At 70.2% G+C, this 24,330-nt stretch carries 20 protein-coding genes and 1 pseudogene; 11 read left to right on the top strand and 10 right to left on the bottom strand.

What is annotated here, in order from left to right; genetic code table 11:
* The first annotated feature begins 47 nt into the window (after nucleotides 1–47).
* On the top strand, nucleotides 48–524 hold the full coding sequence (locus ABT115_RS14355; protein WP_351788473.1) for a MarR family winged helix-turn-helix transcriptional regulator: 477 nt from the start codon (nucleotides 48–50) through the stop codon (nucleotides 522–524).
* 82 nt (nucleotides 525–606) lie between these two features.
* Here ABT115_RS14355 and ABT115_RS14350 read toward each other — a convergent pair whose 3' ends face one another.
* Together ABT115_RS14350 and ABT115_RS14345 are read right to left on the bottom strand one after the other, a co-directional pair.
* Entirely contained in the window at nucleotides 607–2,064 is a 1,458-nt protein-coding gene (locus ABT115_RS14350; RefSeq protein ID WP_351788470.1) for a sensor histidine kinase, read from the bottom strand.
* Complete coding sequence (locus tag ABT115_RS14345; RefSeq protein ID WP_351788468.1) at nucleotides 2,061–2,723, bottom strand: response regulator transcription factor; 663 nt, start codon at nucleotides 2,721–2,723, stop codon at nucleotides 2,061–2,063. Before ABT115_RS14345 ends, ABT115_RS14350 begins: the two co-directional genes overlap by 4 nt.
* Before the next feature lie 122 nt (nucleotides 2,724–2,845).
* Here ABT115_RS14345 and ABT115_RS14340 point away from each other — a divergent pair, with 122 nt between their 5' ends.
* The gene (locus tag ABT115_RS14340) at nucleotides 2,846–3,436 is read left to right on the top strand and encodes a PepSY domain-containing protein (protein WP_351788466.1); all 591 of its coding nucleotides are present in this window, start codon (nucleotides 2,846–2,848) and stop codon (nucleotides 3,434–3,436) included.
* A 139-nt stretch (nucleotides 3,437–3,575) separates the two neighbouring features.
* On the opposite strand, the gene meaB is transcribed toward ABT115_RS14340, so the two are convergent.
* Nucleotides 3,576–4,532 (bottom strand): methylmalonyl Co-A mutase-associated GTPase MeaB, encoded by a 957-nt coding sequence (gene meaB, locus ABT115_RS14335; protein ID WP_351788463.1) that lies wholly within the window; start codon nucleotides 4,530–4,532, stop codon nucleotides 3,576–3,578.
* A gap of 77 nt (nucleotides 4,533–4,609) precedes the next feature.
* The gene (locus ABT115_RS14330) at nucleotides 4,610–5,809 is read right to left on the bottom strand and encodes an acetyl-CoA C-acetyltransferase (protein WP_351788461.1); all 1,200 of its coding nucleotides are present in this window, start codon (nucleotides 5,807–5,809) and stop codon (nucleotides 4,610–4,612) included.
* Nucleotides 5,810–6,106: 297 nt separating this feature from the next.
* Here ABT115_RS14330 and mce point away from each other — a divergent pair, with 297 nt between their 5' ends.
* The 7 genes from mce to ABT115_RS14295 all read left to right on the top strand — a co-directional run bounded on the left by mce (nucleotide 6,107) and on the right by ABT115_RS14295 (nucleotide 15,847).
* Nucleotides 6,107–6,535: a methylmalonyl-CoA epimerase gene (gene mce / locus ABT115_RS14325; protein WP_351788459.1), complete on the top strand. Its 429-nt coding sequence runs from the start codon at nucleotides 6,107–6,109 to the stop codon at nucleotides 6,533–6,535.
* Between the two features lie 203 nt (nucleotides 6,536–6,738).
* Nucleotides 6,739–10,602, top strand: coding sequence for a polarized growth protein Scy (gene scy, locus ABT115_RS14320; RefSeq protein ID WP_351788457.1), 3,864 nt, complete (start codon nucleotides 6,739–6,741; stop codon nucleotides 10,600–10,602).
* Nucleotides 10,603–10,786: 184 nt separating this feature from the next.
* Nucleotides 10,787–11,725 carry a coiled-coil domain-containing protein gene (locus ABT115_RS14315; protein ID WP_351788454.1) on the top strand — a complete coding sequence of 313 codons (939 nt, stop codon included), beginning with the start codon at nucleotides 10,787–10,789 and terminating at the stop codon, nucleotides 11,723–11,725.
* A gap of 86 nt (nucleotides 11,726–11,811) precedes the next feature.
* Complete coding sequence (locus ABT115_RS14310; RefSeq protein ID WP_351788451.1) at nucleotides 11,812–12,807, top strand: ABC transporter ATP-binding protein; 996 nt, start codon at nucleotides 11,812–11,814, stop codon at nucleotides 12,805–12,807.
* Between the two features lie 5 nt (nucleotides 12,808–12,812).
* Entirely contained in the window at nucleotides 12,813–13,592 is a 780-nt protein-coding gene (locus ABT115_RS14305; protein WP_351788448.1) for an ABC transporter permease, read from the top strand.
* 240 nt (nucleotides 13,593–13,832) lie between these two features.
* Nucleotides 13,833–14,996 (top strand): ABC transporter ATP-binding protein, encoded by a 1,164-nt coding sequence (locus ABT115_RS14300; protein ID WP_351788446.1) that lies wholly within the window; start codon nucleotides 13,833–13,835, stop codon nucleotides 14,994–14,996.
* Nucleotides 14,993–15,847 carry an ABC transporter permease gene (locus ABT115_RS14295; protein WP_351788443.1) on the top strand — a complete coding sequence of 285 codons (855 nt, stop codon included), beginning with the start codon at nucleotides 14,993–14,995 and terminating at the stop codon, nucleotides 15,845–15,847. The genes ABT115_RS14300 and ABT115_RS14295 overlap by 4 nt, the downstream gene beginning before the upstream one ends.
* 48 nt (nucleotides 15,848–15,895) lie before the next feature.
* Here the strand turns inward: ABT115_RS14295 and ABT115_RS14290 are convergent, their stop codons facing one another.
* Entirely contained in the window at nucleotides 15,896–16,225 is a 330-nt protein-coding gene (locus ABT115_RS14290) for an Rv1322 family protein (RefSeq protein WP_351788440.1), read from the bottom strand.
* Nucleotides 16,226–16,433: 208 nt separating this feature from the next.
* Between ABT115_RS14290 and ABT115_RS14285 the strand changes: the two genes are divergently transcribed.
* A complete protein-coding gene (locus tag ABT115_RS14285) occupies nucleotides 16,434–17,477 on the top strand; it encodes an LLM class flavin-dependent oxidoreductase (protein ID WP_351788437.1) in 1,044 nt (347 codons plus the stop codon).
* Nucleotides 17,478–17,543: 66 nt separating this feature from the next.
* On the opposite strand, the gene ABT115_RS14280 is transcribed toward ABT115_RS14285, so the two are convergent.
* Nucleotides 17,544–17,936, bottom strand: coding sequence for an SCO5389 family protein (locus ABT115_RS14280; protein WP_030971516.1), 393 nt, complete (start codon nucleotides 17,934–17,936; stop codon nucleotides 17,544–17,546).
* A 261-nt stretch (nucleotides 17,937–18,197) separates the two neighbouring features.
* Here ABT115_RS14280 and nucS point away from each other — a divergent pair, with 261 nt between their 5' ends.
* Nucleotides 18,198–18,869: an endonuclease NucS gene (gene nucS / locus ABT115_RS14275; RefSeq protein WP_351788432.1), complete on the top strand. Its 672-nt coding sequence runs from the start codon at nucleotides 18,198–18,200 to the stop codon at nucleotides 18,867–18,869.
* Nucleotides 18,870–19,028: 159 nt separating this feature from the next.
* Here nucS and ABT115_RS14270 read toward each other — a convergent pair whose 3' ends face one another.
* From ABT115_RS14270 to ABT115_RS14255, 4 genes and pseudogenes are all read right to left on the bottom strand, one after another.
* Nucleotides 19,029–21,524, bottom strand: coding sequence for an ATP-binding protein (locus ABT115_RS14270; RefSeq protein WP_351788429.1), 2,496 nt, complete (start codon nucleotides 21,522–21,524; stop codon nucleotides 19,029–19,031).
* A 252-nt stretch (nucleotides 21,525–21,776) separates the two neighbouring features.
* Entirely contained in the window at nucleotides 21,777–22,100 is a 324-nt protein-coding gene (locus tag ABT115_RS14265; protein ID WP_351788426.1) for an STAS domain-containing protein, read from the bottom strand.
* Nucleotides 22,101–22,401: 301 nt separating this feature from the next.
* Complete coding sequence (locus ABT115_RS14260) at nucleotides 22,402–23,250, bottom strand: 3-hydroxyacyl-CoA dehydrogenase family protein (protein WP_351788423.1); 849 nt, start codon at nucleotides 23,248–23,250, stop codon at nucleotides 22,402–22,404.
* Nucleotides 23,251–23,499: 249 nt separating this feature from the next.
* A pseudogene (locus tag ABT115_RS14255) lies at nucleotides 23,500–24,143 on the bottom strand (IS5 family transposase); the annotation flags it as partial.
* Nucleotides 24,144–24,330: the final 187 nt, after the last annotated feature.

Here is a 24,330-nt window from a genome sequence, read left to right as displayed (position 1 = left end):
ACATCCCCACTTCGTCCGGCTTTCAACTTCTTAGGTAGAATCCACATATGGAGACCGAGACAGCCACTCGCTGGCTGAACGACGCGGAGCAGTGCGTTTGGCGCACCCACCTGGACGTCAGCAGGCTGCTGATGCACCAACTGGAGAAGGACCTCCAGCCGTTCGGCCTGACAAACAACGACTACGAGATCCTGGTCAACCTCTCGGAGTCGGACGACCAGCGCATGCGGATGAGCGACCTCGCCGCCGCGACGCTGCAGTCCAAGAGCAGGCTCTCGCACCAGATCACCCGCATGGAGAACGCGGGACTGGTCCGCAGGGAGCACTGCGAGTCGGACCGGCGCGGACTGTACGCGGTCCTCACCGAGGACGGCGCGGAGACGATGCGGAAGGTGGCACCGCACCACGTGGCGTCAGTGCGCAAGCACTTCATGGACCTGTTGACGCCGGAGGCACTGGCGGATTTGCACGCGGCGCTGGCCCCAGTCGCGGACCATCTGCGGGGGCGACGCGGCAAGGTGTGAGCTGCGGGGCGGAGTGGCGCGGCAAGGTGTGAGCTGCGCGAGGGGCGCCGCGGCAAGGTGCGGGCGCGCCACGGGGTGGCGTTCAGCCGGTGCCCGGCAGCCATAGCTCGAACCGCGCCCCGCCCTCCGGTGCGGCGTCCGCCGTCAGCCGGCCGCCGTGCCTGACTGCGACGTCACGGGCGATGGCCAGGCCGAGACCGGCGCCGCCATCGTCGCGCGTACGGGCGTCGTCGAGGCGTACGAAACGTTCAAAGATCCGCTCGCGCTCGTCCGGTGGCACCCCCGCCCCGTCGTCGGTGACCACGACGGTCACGCCACCCCGCTCCCCACGCACCGAGACCGTCACAGCGCTGCGCGCATGGCGCTCGGCGTTGTCCAGCAGATTGCCGATCACCCGCGCCAACTGCCCACGCGAACCGGCCACTTCGAACACGCCGGAGTCCGGCACGGACACGGCCACCGGAATCCGGTCGCCAGCGCGCTGCGAAACCTCCTCATGGACCAGCGCGCCCAGGTCCAGCGTCGTACGGCCCGGCCGCTCCCCCGCGTCCAGCCGGGCCAGCAGCAGCAGATCGGCCGCCAGCACCTGCAGTCGTACCGTGTCAGCGACCGCGCCCGGCACGTCCAGCAGCTCCGGATGCGCGGCACCCACCTCCAACTGGGTACGCAGGGAGGCGATCGGGCTGCGAAGTTCGTGCGAGGCGTCCGCCACGAAGCGCCGCTGCCGGTCCACCGATGCCTCGAGGGCCGTCAGGGTCTCGTTGGTGGTACGGGCCAGCCGGGCGATCTCGTCGCGCGAACCGGGCTCCGGCACCCGCCGGCTCAGGTCCTCGGACGCAGTGATCGCGGCCATCTCGCGCCGGATGCCCTCGACCGGGCGCAGCGCCCGCCGGGTCACCAGCCAGGTCACCCCGGCCACGACGAGCAGCAGCACCGGCAGCCCGATCAGCATCGCCCCGAGCACAGTGCTCACGGCCTCCTGCTCGGCGGCCAGCGGGGCGCCCGCGTTGATGGTCAGGGTCACCCCGGCGGAGGTGGTCGCCTGCACGGACGCGAAGCGGTAGTCGGCCGTGTCACCATCGACGGTGGCGGTGCCGTTGTCGAAGTCCGTGTCACCGGAGTCGACTTCACCGCGGCCGGGGGCGCTGTGAGCGCCGTAGTCGTCGCTCGCGTCGTCATCGCTGCCGTCGCCGTCGCCGTCGCCGCCAGACTTCCCAGCGGGCGGTGACGGGGCCGGGGTGACCTGATCCGTACCGGTGCCCGAGATCGCCTGAAGGTCCTTGGAGACGGCCACCACGCGCCCGTCCTCGTCGGTCACCTGGACCGGATGGTCCTCCTCGTCGTGCGTCTCCAACTGGTCGTACGGCACGTCGAGGGCCAGCTGCCCGGCCACCTCACGGGCCACCACCTCGGCCTGCAGCCCCGCCTGGTCGGTGAGGTTGGCGCGCAGGACAAGAAGTACGGCGAGCCCGGCGCCGATCAGTGCCACGGCGACCACCACCGTGGCTCCGAGCGCGGCCCTGGCCCGTACCGACCTCACAGCGCCTCCAGCCGGTATCCGGCGCCACGCACCGTACGGATGGCGGCCGCGCCGAGCTTGCGCCGCAGCGCGCTGACGTACACCTCGACGATGTTCGGGTCGCCGTCGTAGGCGAAGTCCCAGACGTGTTCCAGGATGTCCGCCTTGCTCACCACCTGGTCGGGCCGCAGCGCAAGGTGTTCCAGTACGGCGAACTCCTTGGTGGTGAGGGTGATTTCGGCCGGACCGAGGCGCACCCGGCGGGCGGCGGTGTCCATGCGCAGGGAGCCGACGGTGACCACCGGCGAGCCGGAGCCGCCGCCCCGGCGACGCAGCAGCGCCCTGATCCTGGCCACCAGCACCACGTACGAGAAGGGCTTGGTCAGGTAGTCGTCGGCCCCGGTGTCCAGGCCCTCCGCCACGTCGTACTCCCCGTCCTTCGCCGTCAGCATCAGGATGGGCACCTCATGCCCGGCGGCACGCAGGGCGGCGCAGACCCGGTAGCCGTTCATCCCGGGCAGCATGATGTCGAGGACGAGAAGGTCGTACGCCCCCTCGGCGGCCCGGTGCAGCCCTTCGAGACCATCGTGCACGACATCCACGGCGAAACCCTCGGCGGTGAGCCCCCCGGCCAGGGACATCGCCAGCCGCTTCTCGTCCTCCACGATCAACAGGCGCATAGGCCCAGGGTCCCAAACCGGACCTGAAAACGGCTTCAGGCGGCTTCAGGCTGCGTTCAGCATCCCTCCGGCAAGGTGGTCCATGTCGAAAAGACCGGCCACCCGACCGAGGAGGAACCCTCATGAAGCGAAAGATCGTCATCGCCGCAGTCACCGCGGCCGTGCTGGTCGGCGGCGGAGCCGCCACGGCTGTCGCCCTCTCGGACGACGACAGCCACGAGAACGACACCAGGAGCAGCGCGGCGAGCGGCAGCACCGCCCGCGTCACCGTCGGCGACGCGGTCGCGTCCGCCGTCGGGGCCGTCCCGGGGACGGTCACCGAGGCCGAGCTGGAGGACGAGGACGGCGGGCTGGTCTGGGAGCTCGACGTGTACGGCTCCGACAAGGTCTGGCACGACGTGACGGTGGACGCGGGCAACGGCAAGGTGCTCGGCAAGCACGTCTCCGACGACAACGACGACCATGAAGGGAGCGCCCCCCAGTCGGCCCCCGTCTCGCTGAACGCGGCCGTCGACGCCGCACTCCGGGAGACGCCTGGGACAGTGACGTCGATCGAGCTGGACGACGACCACGATGGCCAGAGCAGCGGGGCGCCACACTGGGACGTCGACGTCCAGGGCAAGGACGGCGGCCAGCACGAGCTGAACGTCGACGGGAAGACCGCGAAGGTCACGGCGGACCGGTCGGACGACGACCACGGGGACGACAGCTGACGGGTCGGCCCTCCCGGTCCTCGAGGGGTCGGCGCTCCCTGTCATCGGTCAGGGCGCGAAACCGGACAGGGCCGTCCCGTCCGCTGTCTCCATGTCCTCGCCGCCGTCGTACGACGTCCACGTCCGGTCGGGTCGGGTGTCAGGCCTCGGTGAGCCCCGCCACCAGTTCGTCCGCCGCCGCGTACGGGTCGAGCCGACCCGCCACGATGCGTTCGGCGAGCGCGCCGATGTGGCGGTCGCCGTGCAGATCGCCGATGCGCTCACGCAGCCGTGTGACGGCGATCGTCTCGACCTCATGGGCGGCGCGGGCCATGCGCCGCTCGGCGAGCACTCCGTGTTCCTCCATCCACGCCCGGTGCTTCTCCAGCGCCTCGACGACCTCGTCGATGCCCTCGCCCCGGGCGGCGACCGTCTTCACGATCGGCGGCCGCCAGTCGCCGGGGCTGCGGGACTCGCCGAGGCCCAGCATGTGGTTGAGCTCGCGCGCGGTGGCGTCCGCGCCGTCCCGGTCGGCCTTGTTGACGACGTACACATCGCCGATCTCCAGGATTCCGGCCTTCGCCGCCTGGATGCCGTCGCCCATGCCGGGTGCCAGCAGGACGACGGAGGTGTCGGCCTGGGACGCGATCTCCACCTCCGACTGGCCGACGCCGACCGTCTCCACCAGGATCACCTCGCAGCCCGCGGCGTCCAGCACCCGTATCGCCTGCGGTGCCGACCAGGCGAGGCCACCCAGATGCCCGCGAGTGGCCATGGAACGGATGTAGACGCCCGGGTCGGAGGCGTGCTCCGACATCCGTACCCGGTCGCCGAGGAGCGCCCCGCCGGAGAAGGGCGAGGACGGGTCGACGGCCAGGACGCCGACCCGCTTGCCGGCCCGCCGGTACGCCGAGACCAGCGCCGACGTCGATGTCGACTTGCCGACACCGGGTGAGCCGGTCAGGCCGACGACGTACGCGTTGCCCGTCAGCGGCGCCAGGGCCGCCATCACCTCGCGCAGCTGCGGCGACGCCCCCTCCACCAGGGAGATGAGCCGGGCCACGGCCCTTGGCCGGCCCGCACGGGCCTGCTCGACCAGGGTGGGGACGTCCACCATCACCGCTCCGTTCACTCGCCTGCGTGCTCTACGTGTACTACGTGCTGCTTGCCCTGACCGTTCCTGCGGCGAGGCCGCTACTTGGGGACGCGGATGATCAGTGCGTCGCCCTGGCCGCCGCCGCCGCACAGTGCCGCCGCACCGGTGCCGCCGCCGCGCCGCTTCAGCTCCAGTGCCAGGTGCAGGACCAGACGGGCGCCGGACATGCCGATCGGGTGCCCCAGCGCGATGGCGCCGCCGTTGACATTCACCTTGTCCGGGGTGACGCCGAGGTCCTTCATCGACTGGGCGGCGACCGCCGCGAACGCCTCGTTGATCTCGATGAGGTCGAGGTCCGCGACCTCCAGGCCGTCCTTCTTCAAGGCGTGCTTGATGGCGTTGGACGGCTGCGAGTGGAGCGAGTTGTCCGGGCCCGCCACGTTGCCGTGGGCGCCGATCTCGGCGATCCAGTCCAGGCCCAGCTCCTCGGCCTTGGTCCTGCTCATGACGACGACCGCGGCGGCGCCGTCGGAGATCTGCGAGGAGGTGCCCGCGGTGATCGTGCCGTCCTTGGTGAAGGCCGGGCGCAGCTTGCCGAGGGACTGGGCGGTCGTCTCCGGGCGGATGCCCTCGTCCTTGGAGAAGAGGACCGGGTCGCCCTTGCGCTGCGGGATCTCGACCGGGGTGATCTCGGCCTCGAAGACGGCGTTCTTCTGGGCGGCGGCGGCGCGCTGGTGGGAGAGGGCGCCGATCTCGTCCTGTTCGGCGCGGTTCAGGCCCAGACGGGTGTTGTGCTTCTCGGTGGACTCGCCCATTGGGATGTTCTCGTAGGCGTCGGTCAGACCGTCGTACGCCATGGAGTCGAGCATCTCGATCGCACCGTACTTGTATCCCTCACGGGACTTCGGGAGAAGGTGCGGGGCATTCGTCATGGACTCCTGTCCACCGGCGACGACGACGTCGAACTCACCCGCGCGGATCAGCTGGTCGGCGAGCGCGATCGCGTCGAGTCCGGACAGACACACCTTGTTGACGGTGAGCGCGGGGACGTTCATCGGGATGCCCGCCTTGACCGCGGCCTGGCGTGCCGGCATCTGGCCCGCACCGGCCTGCAGCACCTGGCCCATGATCACGTACTCGACCTGGTCGCCGCCGATGCCGGCCCGGTCGAGCGCGGCCTTGATGGCGAAGCCGCCGAGATCGGCCGCGGAGAAACTCTTCAGCGAGCCGAGGAGCCGGCCCATGGGCGTACGCGCGCCCGCGACGATGACTGAGGTGGTACCGGTCGTTCCTGACATGAGGCGCAGCCCCTTGGGATGAGGAGTGAACGAGGGTTTACGACCTCCCCCACAACAGGGAGCGGTTCCCGACGCCCCGCGACTCCGCTTGCGGCGTTGTCCTCAGTCAACGACGCTCCGCGTCGATTCCTTCCTCCGCCTTGCAATCGAAGCCGCATGATGCCGTTCGCTGATCCGCTCCCTGTTGTGGGGGAGGTCGTTACATGAATGTACTGAGCGGTACCTCACCCGTCATCCGGCAGCGAGTGTGATCGCGCGCACGTTGCGTAACCATCCGTGTAGCGCTGCACTGGTTGCATGCTGACGCGAATCGACCACATCGGGATCGCCTGTTTCGACCTCGACAGGACCATCGAGTTCTACCGCTCGACCTACGGGTTCGAAGTGTTCCACTCCGAGATCAACGAGGAGCAGGGCGTGCGGGAAGCCATGCTCAAGATCAACGATACGTCCGACGGCGGTGCTTCCTACCTCCAGCTGCTGGAGCCGACCAGGGAGGACTCGGCCGTGGGCAAGTGGCTGGCCAAGAACGGGGAGGGTGTCCACCACATCGCCTTCGGCACCGCGGACGTCGACGCCGACGCGGCGGACATCCGGGAGAAAGGGGTCAGGGTGCTGTACGACGAGCCCAGGACCGGGTCCATGGGGTCCCGGATCACCTTCCTGCACCCCAAGGACTGCCACGGTGTGCTCACCGAACTGGTCACGTCCGCAGCGGAGCACTGACCTCCGGATACCCGGCCCGGTAGAGTGGGCTCTTCCGGGCCGGGGCCGGGTCGGGGCCGCGCCGCGTCCCCAGCCGATGATCTGCCACCATTCCCCGGGGGACCGTTCACCGGCGAACGGTACTCGTTGGAGAGTTGTGACCAGGGTTGGGGTCTCCCCTGCTCGAACGAAGTTGAGAGCTCGGGGAAGGATGGGACCGCGCAGTGCGGGGCTACGAACGCCAGGAGAGCCACCGAGCTGAAGACGACCATCTCTCACGGTTCGAAGCCGAGATGGACCGGCTGAAGACCGACCGGGAGAAGGCCGTCCAGCACGCCGAGGACCTCGGTTACCAGGTCGAGGTCTTGCGCGCCAAGCTGCACGAGGCTCGGCGCAATCTCGCGACCCGTCCCGCCTACGACAGCGCGGACGTCGGTTACCAGGCCGAGCAGATGCTCCGTAATGCCCAGATCCAGGCCGAACAGCTGCGGACCGACGCCGAGCGGGAACTCCGTGACGCCCGTGCGCAGACGCAGCGGATCCTGCAGGAGCACGCCGAGCACCAGGCACGGCTCCAGGCCGAGCTGCACAACGAGGCCGTGCAGCGGCGCCAGCAGCTCGACCAGGAGCTGGCCGAGCGCCGCCAGACCGTCGAGTCCCATGTCAACGAGAACGTCGCCTGGGCCGAGCAGCTCAGGGCCAGGACGGAGTCCCAGGCGCGCCGGCTGCTGGAGGAGTCCAGGGCCGAGGCCGAGCAGTCCCTGGCGGCCGCGCGCGCCGAGGCGGGTCGGCTGGCGGACGAGACCCGGCAGCGGCTCGGCTCCGAGGCGGGGGCGGCCCGTGCCGAGGCCGAGGCGATCCTGCTGCGCGCCCGCAAGGACGCCGAGCGGCTGTTGAACGCCGCCTCCAGCCAGGCGCAGGAGGCCACCAGCCACGCCGAGCAGCTGCGTGCGTCGACGACGGCCGAGGCCGAACAGACCCGCCGGCAGACCGCCGAGCTGAACCGGGCCGCCGAGCAGCGCATGCAGGAGGCCGAGACCCAGCTGCGCGAGGCCCGTCTGGCGGCCGAGAAGGTCACCGCGGAGGCGAAGGAGGCCGCCGTCAAGCGGCTGGCCGCCGCCGAGTCGCAGAACGAGCAGCGCACCCGTACGGCCAAGTCGGAGATCGCCCGGCTGGTCGGCGAGGCCACCAAGGACGCCGAGTCCCTCAAGGCGGAGGCCGAGCAGGCGCTCGCCGATGCCCGGGCCGAGGCGGACCGGCTGAAGTCCGAGGCGTCCGAGAAGGCCCGCACGGCGGCCGCCGAGGACGCCGCCGCGCAGCTCGCCAAGGCCGCCAGGGCCGCCGAGGAGGTGCTGACCAAGGCGTCCGACGACGCGAAGTCCACCACCAGGGCGGCCGGCGAGGAGGCCGACCGGATCCGCCGCGAGGCGGAGGCCGAGGCGGACCGGCTGCGCGGCGAGGCCGCGGAGCAGGCCGATCAGCTCAAGGGCGCGGCCAAGGACGACACCAAGGAGTACCGGGCCAAGACGGTCGAGCTGCAGGAGGAGGCGCGCAGGCTGCGCGGCGAGGCCGAGCAGCTGCGCTCCGAGGCGGTCGCCGAGGGCGAGCGGATCCGTGGCGAGGCCCGCCGCGAGGCCGTCCAGCAGATCGAGGAAGGCGCGAAGACCGCCGAGGAGTTGCTGTCCAAGGCGAAGGCTGACGCGGAGGAGCTGCGCGGCACCGCGGGCGCGGAGAGCGAGCGGGTCCGTACCGAAGCGGCCGAGCGCGCCACCGCGCTGCGCAAGCAGGCCGAGGAGGCCCTGGAGCGCGCCCGTGCCGAGGCCGAGCAGCTGCGTACCGAGTCCGAGGAGCAGGCCCGGTCCACCACCGCCGCGGCCGAGCAGGCGGCGGCGGAGCTGCACGAGGAGACCGAGCGTGCGGTCGCGGCCCGGCAGGCGCAGGCGGCCGACGAGCTGGCCCAGCTGCACACCGAGGCCGAGACCAAGGTCACCACCGCCGAGCAGGCGCTCACGGACGCGCGCGCCGAGGCGGAGCGCATCCGGCGCGAGACGAACGAGGAGTCCGAGCGGCTGCGCGCGGAGGCCGCCGAGCGGCTGCGGGCGTTGCAGGAGCAGGCGGAGACCGAGGCGGAGCGGCTGCGCGACGAGGCCGCGGCGGATGCTTCGCAGTCGCGTGCGGAGGGAGAGTCCGCCGCCGTACGGCTGCGCAGCGAGGCAGCCGCCGAGGCGGAGCGGCTCAAGTCCGAGGCGCAGGAGAGCGCCGGCCGGGTGCGTTCCGAGGCCGCTGCCGCCGCGGAGCGGGTGGGCACGGAGGCCGCCGAGGCGCTGGCCGCCGCTCAGGAGGAGGCGAACCGGCGCCGGCGTGAGGCCGAGGAGACCCTCGACGCGGCGCGCACCGAGGCGAACCAGGAGCGTGAGCGGGCCCGCGAGCAGAGCGAGGATCTCCTCGGCTCCGCCCGTAAGCGGGTCGAGCAGGCGCAGGCCGAGGCGCAGCGTCTGGCCGAGGAGGCGGAAAGCCGGGCGACCGAGCTGGTCTCCGCGGCCGAGCAGACAGCCCAGCAGGTACGGGATTCGGTCAGCGGGCTGCAGGAGCAGGCCGAGGAGGAGATCGCCGGGCTGCGCTCCGCCGCCGAGCATGTCGCGGAGCGGACGAAGTCCGAGGCGCAGGAGGAGGCGGACCGGGTCCGCTCCGACGCGTACGCGGAGCGGGATCGGGCCGGCGAGGACGCGAGCCGGATCCGCCAGGAGGCGCAGGAGGAGGCCGAGGCCGCGAAGGCGATGGCCGAGCGGACCGTCTCCGATGCGATCACCGAGTCGGAGCGGCTGCGCGCGGACACCGCTGAGTACAGCCAGCGGATGCGTACCGAGGCCTCCGACGCGCTGGCCTCCGCCGAGCAGGACGCGGCGCGCAGCCGGGCCGAGGCCCGCGAGGACGCCAACCGGATGCGTTCCGATGCCGCGGCCCAGGCCGACCGGCTGGTGGGCGAGGCGACGAGCGAGGCCGAGCGGATCCGTACGGAGTCGGCGCAGCAGGCCACTCAGCTCGTCGACGAGGCGACGCAGCAGGCGATCCGGCTGGTCGACGAGGCGAAGCAGCAGGCAGCCCGGGTGACGGGCGAGGCGATGAGCGAGGCCGAGCAGCTGCGTGCGGAGGCGGCGGCCACCCTCGCCTCCGCGCAGGAGCACGCGTTGCACACCCGCGAGGAGTCGGAGCGGGTACGCGCCGACGCGGAAGCGGCGGCCGAGCAGATGCGTGCTGAGGTCCGTCAGGAGGCCGACCGGCTGCTCGACGAGGCGCGGGAAGCCGCGGCGAAGCGCCGTGCCGATGCCGCCGAGCAGGCGGACCAGCTCATCAACAAGGCCCAGGAGGAGGCGCTGCGCGCCGCCACCGAGGCCGAGGAGCAGGCCGACACGATGGTCGGCGTGGCCCGCAAGGAGGCTGTGCGGATCACCTCGGAGGCGACCGTCGAGGGCAACTCCCTGGTGGAGCGCGCCCGTACGGACGCGGACGAGCTGCTGGTCGGCGCGCGCCGGGACGCCACGGCCATCCGGGAGCGTACCGAGGAGCTCAGGGCCCGGATCGAGAGCGAGATCGAGGAGCTGCACGACCGGGCCCGGCGGGAGACCACCGAGCAGATGAAGGCGGCGGGCGAGCGAGTCGACAACCTGATGAAGGCGGCGACCGCACAGCGCGACGAGGCGGCGGCCAAGGCCAAGGAGCTGCTGGCGGACGCCAATTCGGAGGCGAGCAAGGTCCGGATCGCGGCGGTGAAGCGGGCCGAGGCGCTGCTGAAGGAGGCCGAGCAGAAGAAGGCCACGCTGGTCCGCGAGGCCGAGAAGCTGCGGGCCGACGCCGAGGCCGAGGCGAAACGTACGGTGGACGAGGGCCAGCGCGAACTCGATCTGCTGGTGCGTCGGCGCGAGGACATCAACACCGAGATCTCCCGTGTCCAGGACGTGCTGGAGGCGTTGGAGTCGTTCGAGACGCCGACGGGTGGCGGCAAGGGCGCGGGTGGCGGCTCCAACGGTGGCGTCAAAGCCGGGGCCTCAGCGAGCACTCGATCGAGTGGTAAGTCGTCCGAGGGCTAGTCGTCTTGCCATCTCCCGTGCTTCGTCAGGGACGCTCAACCCTCCGAGTGGCAAGAGTTGCAGGGGTCGGCCACTCAAAAGGGGTGTCATTCTCCAGATCAAACGGACATCCGCTCGATGACACGCCGCCCCGGCCCCTAGGATTCCCCCTAACACCTCACCGGTCTTATTCGACAGGAACCCAATGAGCGACCCTTCCTCCCCCTTCGGCTTCGAACTCGTGCGACGTGGATACGACCGCGGTCAGGTGGATGACCGCATCACCAAGCTCGTCGCCGACCGTGATAGTGCTCTCGCCCGCATCACGTCCCTGGAAAAGCGCATCGAGGAGCTCCACCTCGAGACGCAGAACGCCCAGGCCCAGGTGGACGACGCAGAGCCGTCGTACGCAGGTCTCGGTGCGCGCGTGGAGAAGATCCTCCGCCTGGCCGAGGAGGAGGCGAAGGACCTGCGCGAGGAGGCCCGTCGCGCCGCCGAGCAGCACCGTGAGCTCGCCGAGTCGGCCGCCCAGCAGGTGCGCAACGACGCCGAGTCGTTCGCCGCCGAGCGCAAGGCGAAGGCCGAGGACGAAGGCGTCCGTATTGTCGAGAAGGCCAAGGGTGAGGCCGGGTCGCTGCGTGCGGAGGCCCAGAAGGACGCCTCGCAGAAGCGCGAGGAGGCGGACGCCCTCTTCGAGGAAACCCGCGCCAAGGCCGCCCAGGCCGCCGCGGACTTCGAGACCAACCTGGCCAAGCGCCGCGACCAGTCGGAGCGCGACCTCGCGTCCCGTCAGGCCAAGGCCGAGAAGCGCCTCGCCGAGATCGAGCACCGCGCCGAGCAGCTCCGCCTGGAGGCCGAGAAGCTCCGTACGGACGCCGAGCGCCGGGCCCGTCAGACGGTGGAGACCGCGCAGCGCCAGTCCGAGGACATCGTGGCCGACGCGAACGCGAAGGCCGACCGGATCCGCAGCGAGTCGGAGCGCGAGCTGGCGGCGCTCACCAACCGCCGCGACTCGATCAACGCTCAGCTGACCAACGTCCGGGAGATGCTGGCGACGCTGACCGGTGCCGCAGTGGCCGCCGCCGGCTCCCCCGCCGACGACGAGCCGGTCACCCGCGGCGTCCCTGCTCAGCAGAGCCGCTGACCCCGCAGTACCGCGGTTGTACCTCTTGCGCGCCCGGTTCCGCCCCTGTGGTGGCGCCGGGCGCGCTGCCGTTTTAGCGTGACCGCATGATCGAGCTCGAAGGCCTCACCAAGCGCTTTGGCAACAAGGTTGCCGTCGACCGGCTTTCATGCCGCGTCAGGCCGGGAATGGTGACGGGCTTTCTGGGCCCCAACGGTGCGGGCAAATCCACGACGATGCGGATGATGCTCGATCTCGACAACCCGACCAGCGGTTCGGTGCGCATCGACGGCAGGCACTACCGCGACCTGGAAGAACCCCTCAAGTGCATCGGGGCGCTGCTGGACGCGAAGTCGATGCACGGCGGGCGCAGCGCGTACAACAATCTGCTCTGCCTCGCGCAGAGCAATCGCATCCCGGAGAGCCGGGTCGCGGAGGTGCTGGACACCGTCGGTCTGAGCGCGGTGGCGAGGAAGAAGTCGAAGAGGTTCTCCCTCGGCATGAGCCAGCGGCTCGGCATCGCGGCGGCGCTGCTCGGAGACCCGCAGGTGCTGCTCTTCGACGAGCCCGTCAACGGTCTGGACCCCGAGGGAATTCACTGGATCCGCACCCTGATGAAGGCGCTCGCCGCGGAAGGCCGGACGATCTTCGTCTCCTCGCATCTGATGAGCGAAATGGCACTCACCGCGGACCATTTGATCGTGATCGGCCAGGGCCGGCTGCTCGCCGACACCTCGATGGCGGACTTCATCCACCGGAACTCTCGCAGTTATGTACGGCTGCGCTCCCCGCAGCAGGAGCGGCTGCGCGATGTGCTGCACGAGGAGGGCCTGATCGTGGTCGAGGCGGGCAGCGGCACGCTGGAGATCGACGGTGCCGCCACCGAGGCGCTGGGCGAGCTCGCCGCCCGGCATCAGATCGTGCTGCACGAGCTGAGTTCCCAGCGGGCCTCCCTGGAGGAGGCGTTCATGCAGATGACGGCGGACTCCGTGGAGTACCACGCACACGCGGAGCTCGGTGAGGCGGCGCCGCCCGTGGGCCCGCACTGGGGCGATCAGTGGAACCAGCAGACCGCCTCCGGCACCGGCAGCAAGAGGATGTGACGACGATGGCATCGGTACCCGCGGTCCTTGCCTCCGAGTGGACCAAGATCCGTACGGTCTCGTCGACCGTGTGGACCCTGATCTCCGCGTTCGTCGTCACCGTCGCAATGAGTGCGGCACTCTGTGCCTTGATGAACGCCCAGTTCGACGACCTTCCCGTGATGGAGAGGGTCACTTTCGACCCGACCCTCATCAGCTTCTCCGGCATGGTCCTCGGCCAGCTGGCCATGGTCGTCTTCGGTGTGCTGGTCGTCGGTACGGAGTACAGCTCGGGCATGATCCGCACCTCGCTGGCGGCCGTGCCCCAGCGCAGTTCGTTCCTCTTCAGCAAGGTCGCGGTGGCCGGTGTGCTGGCCCTGGTGGTCGGCATCGCCACCAGCTTCGTCTCGTTCTTCCTCGGGCAGTCCCTCCTCGGCGACCACCGCACGTACATCGGTGCGGACAATGTTCTGCGCGCGGTCGTCGGCGGCGGCCTCTACATGGGTCTGATCGGGATCTTCTCCATGGGAGTGGCGACGATGCTGCGCAGCTCCATGCTGTCGCTCGGCATCCTGATGCCGTTCTTCTTCCTGGTCTCCCGGATCCTGTCGATGGTCCCGGGCACGAAGAAGGTCGCCCGTTACTTCCCCGACCAGGCCGGATCCGAGATCATGCAGGTGGTTCCGGACGCCATGAACAGCAACTCTGCTCCGTACGGGCCGTGGGGCGGGCTCGGCATTCTGGTCGCATGGGTGGCGGCCGCGCTGGCCGGCGGCTATCTCGTCCTGAAGAAGCGGGACGCATGAGCGGCGGGCGGGCGCAGGGCCGTTGGACGGATGCACGACTGACGGACGGACGCACGGCGACGGGCCGGCGCATGACCTGACGGGCCCGGAAGTACTCCGTCCGCTCTGTCGGGGAGACGATGAACTCTCGTAGCGACTTGGCCGGAACCGTCAAGGCCTGGATATCCTCCTAACTCTTACGGGGGGCGTGTGGCCGGACGGCCCGGCCCCGACGACAGACAAAGTCGATGGGGCTGGAGCATGATCGAGGCAGTCGGCCTGACCAAGCGCTACGGCGCGAAGACAGCCGTATACAACCTTTCCTTCCAGGTGCGGCCGGGTACTGTCACTGGATTCCTCGGTCCCAACGGGTCGGGCAAGTCCACCACCATGCGCATGATGCTGGGCCTGGACCGGCCGACTTCCGGCCATGTCACGATCGGCGGCCATCCCTTCCGCAGCCTGCCGAACGCTCCGCGGCAGGTGGGTGCGCTGCTGGACGCGAAGGCGGTGCACGGCGGGCGCAGCGCCCGTAACCACCTCCTCTCGCTCGCCCAGCTCGCCGGCATCCCGGCCGCCCGGGTCGACGAGGTGCTCGGTGTCGTCGGTCTCCACGACGTCGCGCGGAAGCGCTCCAAGGGCTTCTCGCTCGGTATGGGCCAGCGGCTCGGCATCGCGGCGGCGCTGCTCGGAGACCCGCAGGTGCTGCTCTTCGACGAGCCCGTCAACGGTCTCGACCCCGAGGGCATCCTCTGGGTCCGCAATCTGATGAAGATGCTGGCGTCGGAGGGCCGTACGGTCTTCGTCTCCTCGCATCTGATGAGCGAAATGGCACTCACCGCCGACCATCTGATCGTGATCGGCCGTGGGCAGCTGCTCGCCGACATGAGCGTCAAGGACTTCATCGCCGTCAATTCGGCCGGCTTCGCCCGGGTGCGGGTCGCGGACGGTGTGCAGGAGCAGCGGGAGAAACTGACCGCCTCGCTCACCGAGGCGGGCGGCCAGGTCATGTCGGAGCCGGACGGGGCCCTGCGCATCACCGGTCTGCAGCTGCCGCAGATCAGCGATCTGGCTCACGAGTCGGACGTCCGGCTGTGGGAGCTCTCGCCGCACCAGGCCTCGCTCGAGGAGGCGTACATGCGGATGACGCAGGGCGCCGTGGACTACCGCTCCACGACGGACCAGAAGGCCGGGCTGCAGCAGCCGGTGCACGGTGGGTACGGACAGCAGCCCGGTTACGGGGTGCCGCAGCCGCCGGTCCCTCAGATGCCGCAGCAGGGCTGGTACGCCCCGCCACCGCCCGGACAGAACCCGTACGCGGAAGCCCCGGCGGCACCAGCCGGCCCTGCCCCTGCAGCTCCGGCGGCGGCCGACACAGCCCCTGCAGACCTGACCAAGCGTGAGACCAGCGAGGACGCCCGATGACCACACCGCCGACCCCGCAGGCGCCGTACCAGCAGCAGGACTGGCAGGCCGCATCGGCCGCGCTGTACGCCTCACCGATCCCGCTGCGGCGCGCCACCCTCGGCGATGCGCTCGCCTCCGAGTGGACCAAGATCCGCTCGGTGCGCTCCACGATGTGGACGCTCGGCGTCATGATCGTGCTGCTGCTCGGCCTCGGGCTGCTGGTGGCCACGACCACGAACGCGACCGATACCGACATCGGCGACGTCCCGGTGCTCAGCTTCGGCTTCTTCGGGGTGCTCCTCGGTTCGATCTGTGTGATCACGCTCGGCGTGATGACCATCGCCTCCGAGTACGGCACCGGCCTGATCCGTACGACGCTGACGGCCTGCCCCAGCCGTGCGCGCGTGCTGACCGCGAAGGCGATCGTCTTCTTCCTGCTCACGTTCGTCATCACGACCGTGACGACCGCGCTGGTCGGCGCGTTGCAGACGGCCATCCTCGGCGGTGTGACGCCCACCGGTGACGAGTGGCTGCGCGCCACGGTCGGCGTCGGCCTCTACATCGCGGCCCTGGGGCTGCTCTCACTCGCGGTCGGCGCTCTCATCCGGCACTCCGCGGGTGCCATCACGATCATGATCGGGGTGGTGCTGCTGCCACTGGTGGCAGCCATGTTCATGTTCTCGGAGTCGCTCGGCGACCTGCAGCAGGCGCTCTTCGCGTACTCGATCCCCAGCCAGCTCAGTGCGTTCTACGACACCTCGGTCACCGGGTCGGGGCCGTCCGGCTGGGAACCGCTGTGGATCATGCTCGGCGTCGCGGGCGTGGCCCTGATCGGTGCGTACCTGTCGCTGGAGAAGCGCGACGTCTGAGGCTGGGAAGCTGTCGGGTGACCTCTGGCCGTCGCCGTTCTCCGGGGGTCAGTAGCGAGGCGCGTTCCTGGACCGCTGCACCTGCGTGGTGCGGCGGTCCTTCGCGTTCCAGCAGGCCTTGTGCCAGTGCCTGCGGTCGTCGACCCCGCCGTACTCCGACCAGGCCACCAGGTGCGGAACGCCGGACGGAATCTCCTGGTCGCAGCCGGGGCAGCGATACCGCTTGCCGGCCGCGCTCGCGCCGCTCACCGGGCGGACCGACCACTCCTCGCCCCGCCACTGTTCGGTGCGTCCGCCGCCGCCGTACCGGGCCCCTGGCACCGCTGCGCTCTCGTGGGGACTTTCGCCGCCTCGGGGGCGGTTGCGGCGCGGGGACACGTAACACCTCACGGGGCAGGCTGGACAGGTCCCGTCCAGCGTAGGGCCATTTGGCCGAGCCGGGCGCCCCACACCGCACGGGACGGCACCCGGGACGGGGTGAGTTACCGGAAAATCGCAACAACCCGCCGCTGGACCGTGCCTTTGGCACGTGTCGGACGTTGTTGCCAGTACGGAAGCCGCGTCGGCCGCAAGGAGGCAATTGGCGATGCGTGTGGGAACGTTCGTACTGGCAGCCCAGTTTCCGGGACAGGGGCCGGGGGAAGCGCTGCATCGCGCGATCCGGTCCGCCGAGGTCGCGGAGGAATCCGGGCTCGACTCGGTCTGGCTGGCAGAACATCATTTCGTGCCGTACGGGGTCTGCCCGTCCGCCGTCACCCTGGCCGCGCTGCTGCTCGGCCGCACCCGGAGAATCCAAGTGGGTACGGCGGTGAGCGTGCTGCCGACCCAGCATCCGGTCGCGCTGGGCGAACAGGCCGCGCTGCTCCATCTCACCAGCGGCGGCAGGTTCACGCTCGGCGTCGGCCGGGGCGGCCCCTGGGTGGATCTGGAGGTGTTCGGAGGGGGCCTGGAGGCGTACGAGAAGGGCTTCCCGGAGTCCTTGGGGCTGTTGCTCGACTGGCTGGCCAAGCCACGGGTGGCGGGCAGCGGGGAGCGGTACGGCTTCCGCGAGGTGTCGGTCGTCCCCCGGGCCGACGAACTGCTCGACGTGGACGGCGGCGAGAGCCCCGGCGGCCTTGAGGTGATCGTCGCGTGCACCTCGCCGAAAACGGTGAAGCTCGCCGCGGAGAACGGCCTGCCGATGCTGCTCGGCATGCACTGCGGGGACGAGGAGAAGGCCGAGATGGTCGCCCTGTGGCGCTCCACCGCCCTCGCCGCGGGCCGCTCGCCCGAGAGCGTCCAGGAGACCGGACATGTGTCCGCAGGGGTGGCCCAGATCGCCGACCGTGCCGAGGACGCCGTGGAGACGCTCGTGAAGGCGATGCCCGGCTGGCTGCGGCAGGGCCTGGACGCCCATGTGACGGTCGACGGCCGGCGCCGGGTGATGCGCGACCCGGTCGCCTATACGGAGCTGCTGTGCGGCCTTCATGCAGTGGGACCGCCGCGGCTCGCGGCCGACCGGCTCGCCGCTACCGCCGAGCGGACAGGCATCACCCGCTTCGCACTCCTCGTGGAGGGTTCGGGAGATCTGGCGGCCACGGAGGCGAACGTAGCGCGGCTGGGCACCGAAGTACTGCCGCTGCTCGCATGAGAGGTACGGGGGCTGCCGCCCCGGAACCAGGTGCGCCTCCCGCGCCCCGAAACGGCAGCAGAACGCTTAGCAGTCCCGTAGTTCGGGCGACTGATTGAGCAACTGGCCCCTCACCGAGGTGAAGCGGGCCAGACGCTCGTCGACCGAGGCGTCCAGCGGGAACACCGCGACGCGGTGGCAGTTCTGGAATGCCAGACGCACCCCGAAGTGCCGCTGCAGAGCGCCGCGTATCGCATCACTCGCGAGCGCGCGCAGCAGCTGACCACGTGCCTGCTCGTCCGGCGGGGGCGTCTGGTTGTCGGCGAACTCTCCGCCGTCGACCTTCAGCTGAGCCACCAGAGAGCTGATCATCTCCCATGCATAGGGCAGGGAGGTCCGGACGCAGTCGACGAAGTCGGCTTCGTCGACCTCGCCTCGCTCGGCCTGTTCCAACAGCGCCGGTGAGACGTCGAGCGACATGGGTACTCCTCTCGCGACCCCGACGCCGGGCCGGGGCCTTACGGGCATGGAAGGAGGGCGGCGACGTAGCGTGCACAGACGGCGACCTCCTGCTTCCACGGTAAGGGCGCAGTCCTGGCCGCACCAGGAGATTGGGAACACAACCGGCCAATAACGAAGAGGAGCAAAGAGGGGCAAGCCTCTGGGGCCCGGGTCCGGGACGGGGGGGACGGACAAGGGAGAATCGCGTGGAGCACCCGTCGTCGAGTAGCGTTGCCGACCATGCGTCTCGTCATCGCCCGCTGCTCCGTGGACTACGCCGGCCGGCTCACCGCCCACCTGCCCTCCGCTCCCCGTCTGATCCTGGTGAAGGCGGACGGGAGCGTGTCGATCCACGCAGACGACAGGGCGTACAAACCTCTCAACTGGATGTCACCGCCCTGCACCCTCAAGGAGGGCGCCGACGACACTGCGGGCGTCTGGACCGTGGTCAACAAGGCGGGCGAGAAACTGATCATCACGATGGAGGAAGTCCTCCATGACTCGTCCCATGAGCTGGGTGTCGACCCGGGCCTCATCAAGGACGGCGTCGAAGCACATCTGCAGGAGCTCCTCGCTGACCGGATCGAGACCCTCGGCGAGGGCTACACCCTGATCCGCCGTGAGTACTTCACCGCCATCGGACCGGTCGACATCCTGTGCCGGGACGCCGACGGCCAGACCGTTGCCGTGGAGTTGAAGCGGCGCGGCGACATCGACGGCGTGGAGCAGCTGACCCGCTATCTGGAGCTGCTCAACCGCGACCCGCACCTCGCCCCCGTGAAGGGCATCTTCGCGGCGCAGGAGATCAAGCCGCAGGCGCGGGTGCTGGCGACGGACCGCGGGATCGGCTGTGTCGTGCTCGACTACGACGCGCTGCGCGGCATCGAGGACGACAAACTGCGCCTGTTCTGACCTGCTGCGAACGCCGGACGTGCAGGGCCCGTCCGGCGTTCGGCGACCTGCTCAGAGGGTGTCGGGTGACTCCGACCGGGCGGCCACGCCATGGCACACACGCGGCCGGAGGCCACCCGACACCCTTTCAGAGCCTGTCGGGTGACCTCCGACAGGCTCTCAGGCCACCGTCGGACCGCTGTCCGCACTGGCCGCCGCTGACGACGAAGAAGGCCCGCTCGCAGAGTCGGAGGTGTTCGGCGACGCCGGAGGGGTCTCGGTTGCCGATTCCGTCGGCTCCGGGGGGTCGGTCTCCGTCGGAGCGGGGCTCGGGCTGCTCGACTCCGTCGGCGTGGGCGACTTCGTCGGGCTGGACGAGTCGGTCGGATTGCCCGAAGACGGGGTGCCGCTGGACGGCGCGTCCGACGACGGGGTGCCGCTCGGCCCCGTCGAGTCCGTGGACGGCGTACCGCTCACGCCAGGCGTGCCCTGACTGCTCGATGGGTCCGACGTCACCGCGCTGCCGCCGGATGCCGTGTCTCCGGGGGTCGGACCGTCCGTCGGTCCGTCGGCCGGGACTCCCTCCCCGCTGTCGTCCTGACTCGCCGACTCCTGGGTCGTGACACCGGGATTCCCCTGGGCATCGCCATTGCCGGACGTCATCCCCAGCGCCACCACCGTGCCGAGCACACCGGCCAGGAGGACGCCCGCGCCCGCCGCGACCAGATTCCGCCGGGCCCCGCCCAGTACTCCGAAACGGCCTCTGCGCGCGCCTGAGGCGGCTGTGGGGGCGCTCTGCCGGGACATCACCGCGGTGGCGTCCTCGTATGACCCGGGCAGCGTCTGCGTCACGGCTGTCGTCGGGACGACGGGCGAGGGCACCGTCTCCTCGAACCGTGGGCCCGGCACGTCATCGCCCACCGGGACAGGCCCGCTGGGCAGCGGACCACCGGAGCAGTCCTCCACCAGGGCGAGCGCGCGTCGCCCGGCCACCGCGCCCGACTTGTCGGCGAGCGCCCCGCGCATGCTGATCGCGGTCTCCAGCTCTGCCCTGGCCCGGTCCGGATTGCCGGTGCAGAGCGCGAGGACGCCCAACTCGTGGTGGAAGTAAGCCTCTTCGGCGAACTCTCCGGCGATCCTGGCCGCCTCCTGGCCGATCCGTAGGGCCCTCTCCCAGGCGCCCCAGTGCAGTCCTGCCGCGAAGGCCGGGGAGGCGCTGCGGGCCAGTAGCACGGCCACGCCGGCCTGCCCCGCCCCGTCGCCGGGGACAAGCTGTGCCATCGCCGCGATGATGGCGTCGGCCTCGACTGTCGCCCGTACGGAGGTGACCGAGGGGTGCCCGGCCCACCAGGCGTAGTGCTGGGCCGCTGTCCGGGCCCGGTCGGTTCTGTCCTCGCCGTATCCGGCGGCCTCCAACTGGACGAGGACTCCGGCGGCCAGCCGGTAGCGGGGACCGGCCGGTGAGAGCAGCCCGCAGCCGGCCAGTTCACCGAGCGCGGCGTCGGCGTGAGTGTCCCCCACGAGCGCCGGCAGGTGCGCCTGGTGCGGCACCTCGCCGCCGAGTGCGACCGCGAAGCGCAGGGTGTCGCGGGCGGGCCCGCTCAGCCGTGAGGCAAGCAGTGCGGCGGGCGCCGCGCCCTCGCCGAGGCTGGGCAGCGGTATGTAGACACCGTCGATGTCCTCGTCGTGCCCGAAGGGTGAATCGGCGGGCCGGCCGCCGAGGCCGCCGTACGCGTCGGGGTCGGTGCGCAGCATGTCGCGCTGGCGCAGCAGGGCGCCCGCCTGGACGAAGCGCAGCGGCAGCCCCTCGGACTCGAACCAGAGGTCTCCCGCCCAGTTCGCCTCCTCGTCGGTGAGCGGACGCTCGACGACCTGCTCCAGCAGTTCGATCGACGAGCTGCGGCCGAGCCCCGCGAGGAAGACCTCTTCGAGGTACGAGTCCGGGGTGGGCGCGGCGACATCCGGAGTCGTCGCGAACAGGAAGGCGCACTCCGGAGTGGCGTCAAGCAGCTCCTCCAGGGCGGCCCCGCCGAATTCCAGGTCGTCGAGTACGACGACGGCGCCGATGCTCCGGACCTTTTCGAGGAGACCGGCGCGATCGGGCCGGTGCAGCTGCGCGTCATGGACGGCCTCGAAGAGCCCGTACAGCAGGTCGGTGGCGGTCCGCTTGTAGCCGGAGAGTCGTACGACTCCGTCCGGTGCGAGGTCCGCGCAGTCGGCGGCGACGGCGTTCAGCAGTGCTGTACGGCCGGATCCGGCCGGTCCGGTGAGCCGCACCGAGCGGCCGCGGGCCAGCAGGCGTGCCAGCCGTTCGCGCTCTTCCGCACGCTCCAGGAGGGGCGGCTGGGGGACGGGCGGCCCCGGCGGCACGGGCGGTGCGCTGGCGCGTTCGTGGTCGGCGCGGTCGGCCGCGGAGCGCCGGACCGGCGGATCGGGCTGCTCCCCCGGCGGGCACAGCTCGACCTCGCTGCCGTCGACCGGGTTGACGGTGAGGAGGTAGTCACCCGATATGAGCCGGACGACACGCGCCTGCGGCGTTTGCTTACCGAAATCCGGAGTGATGGGGCCTCCCCTGCTCGGACGAAGCTGAGAGCTTGGGATGGGGCCTCCCCTTCCCGCACCGGAGCTGTCATTGTCCCGACCGTACTCTTCCGGATCCCGGTGTGTCGGGTCCATTGCCAAAGCCCCCAGACGCGTCGCGCACGTTGCCTGCCCCTCCCGGCCTCGCACGCCCGCTGTCGCTTCTGGCCCGGTGTCCGCCCGGTGGGTTCGTCAATCGGCGGACGCGCCGAACCCTAGACCGTCGCACAACGTCCGCGCACAGTCGGGGGCCTACGCCGCCCGAAGCGCACATTCTCGTGCGGATTGTACGCCTTCGGCCCCGCCGCACGGCTTCGGCCCGTCTGCCGGGCCGAAGCCGGACAGGCCCTACACGCGCGGCAGAAAGTCTGCGGCGATCCCGCCCTCGATGGCCAGAATGCGGTGCAGCCGGGTCGCCACCAACAGGCGCTGCATCTGCGGCGGCACGCCGCGGAGCACCAGCCGCCGTCCGGCCCGTCCGGCCCGGCGGTGTGCGCCCATGATGACACCGAGCCCGGTGGCGTCCCAGGAATCCAGCTCGGTCAGGTCGAGCACCAGGTCGCCGACTCCGTCGTCGAGGGCCGAGTGCAGGGCCGTACGGGCGTCCGCCGCGCTACGGACGTCGAGGCGGCCCCCGACGACCAGCTCGGCGTGGTCGCCCCTGATGTGCATATGCGCTCCCCGGAATTGCTCCATAGCAAGGTTCGTCTGTCTGTTCTGTCTCTGCCACAACTGACTGCGACAGCGACAGGGAAGTTGCCGTCTGTAAGCGAACCGATACCGAATTCGCCCCGTGGAGTGACTAACGACCTCGCCCACGATGGTCAGCGGCGTCGCAGTGCCAATCGTGGGTGAGGTCGTAAGGCCCGGCGAGGACCCATGCGGATCCACCGATTCCGGAAAACGCCCCCCGGACCTCCGGGCCTCCGGGCCTGACCGACGGCAGATCAGGCAACCGAAGGACCGAAAAAGATCAGTACGTGTAGAAGCCCTGCCCGCTCTTGCGGCCGATGTCACCTGCATCCACCATCCGGCGCATCAGCTCCGGCGCGGCGAACTTCTCGTCCTGGGACTCGGTGTAGATGTTGCTCGTGGCGTGCAGCAGGATGTCGACCCCGGTCAGGTCCGCCGTGGCCAGGGGGCCCATCGCGTGACCGAAGCCCAGCTTGCAGGCGATGTCGATGTCCTCGGCCGAGGCCACACCCGACTCGTACAGCTTGGCGGCCTCGACGACGAGCGCCGAGATCAGCCGGGTGGTGACGAAGCCGGCCACGTCACGGTTGACGACGATGCAGGTCTTGCCGACGGACTCGGCGAACTCCCTTGCGGTGGCGAGGGTTTCGTCGCTGGTCTTGTAGCCGCGCACGAGTTCGCAGAGCTGCATCATCGGAACCGGCGAGAAGAAGTGCACCCCGACGACGCGCTCGGGGCGCTCCGTGACGGCCGCGATCTTGGTGATCGGGATTGCGGAGGTGTTGGAGGCGAGGACGGTGTCGTCTCGGACGATCTTGTCGAGTGCCCGGAAGATCTCGTGCTTGACCTCGAGCTTCTCGAAGACGGCCTCGACGACGACATCCGCGTCGGCGACCGCGTCGAGGTCGGTGGTGGTGGTGATGCGGTCGAGCGCGGCACCGGCGTCGGCCGCCTCCAGCTTCCCCTTGGAAACGAACTTGTCGTACGAGGCCTTGATGCCGTCACGACCGCGCATCAGTGCCTCGTCGGTGACATCACGCAGCACGACGTCCCAGCCCGCCTGGGCGGAGACCTGCGCGATGCCGGCTCCCATGAGTCCGGCTCCGATGACGGCGAGCTTCCTGGCCATGTGTGCACCCCTTGGTTTCTGTTCGCCTCTGCAGCTGGTCCCTGCACGGCCCGGTCCTAGAGCCTGTCCGGGGTTGTGATCCAGGCTCCGGACCACAACCCCAGACAAGCCCTAACAGTTGTTCACATGTTCTCCGGCGGAGATTAGTACCCGTGAGGGAGCTTGGGGCCGTGAAGAGATGCGCGTCACGTCTCACATGACGGACATCACACCGGCACACGTCATCCGGCAGCGCGCCGGGCGTAGTTGTTGGATCGGCGCCTTCTCGCCCTTGTGCGCGATGCGGCCGTGCAGACTGCGCGCGGCGAGTTCGGCGCGGGTCTTGTCCGAGTCATAGCCGGCGTCCAGGTGCACGGTGATGTCCTCGGGCAGCGGCCCCAGGTCCGCCAGCAGGTCCAGGGTCGGAGCCAGCAGCGGAGAGTCGTGGCGGTTGGCACCGGCCAGGACGCGTTCCAGGGGAATGCCGTATCCGTCCGTCATGCCCGAGCGTTTGAGGCCCTGTTTGCCGCGGTCGACCGGTGAGCGTCCGGCGGCCTCGCCGCCTCCGGGAGCCTTGGTGATGGACCGTCGACGGCAATCTGGTCGAGGACGAGGCCGACGATTCGGTCGTAGGACTCCATCGCGATCTGCTTGAGCCGGGCGAAAACGCCGAGTCGTATCCACTCGTCGCGGCGGTTTCGGATCGTGGTGGCCGAGCAGGCCGTGTCAGCGACCGCCTCGTAAGAGCAGCAGAAGCGCAGCAGTTGCAGGAGCTTGTCGAAGATGACCCGGTCGCTGATGTGCCGGCGGTGGCAGCCGAGCGGATGGTCCGGGTGGAACTCCGGCCGCTCGGGCAGCAGGGCCGCGAATTGGTCCCAGAGCGGTTCAGCCAGCCATGATGGCAGCGCGGGCACAGGTCTCCCCAGTGATCACAGAACGTCGCAACTCCGTGATCACCAAGGGCCTGCGCTCGTTCTGCAGCCGAGGTCGTCCACTGCGCCTATCCGCGCGACCTTGGAAGAAGCCGAGCTTCTTCGGGGAGTACGACACCAGAAGATTCTTCGTCTGCTGGTGGTACACCGTCTGCATGGCTCTGACCAG

It is taken from the genome of Streptomyces sp. NPDC001832 (assembly GCF_040297265.1).
Lineage (GTDB): Bacteria > Actinomycetota > Actinomycetes > Streptomycetales > Streptomycetaceae > Streptomyces.
The sequence above is the reverse complement of the archived record's forward strand: the minus strand, read 5'-3'. Positions and strand labels throughout refer to the sequence as shown.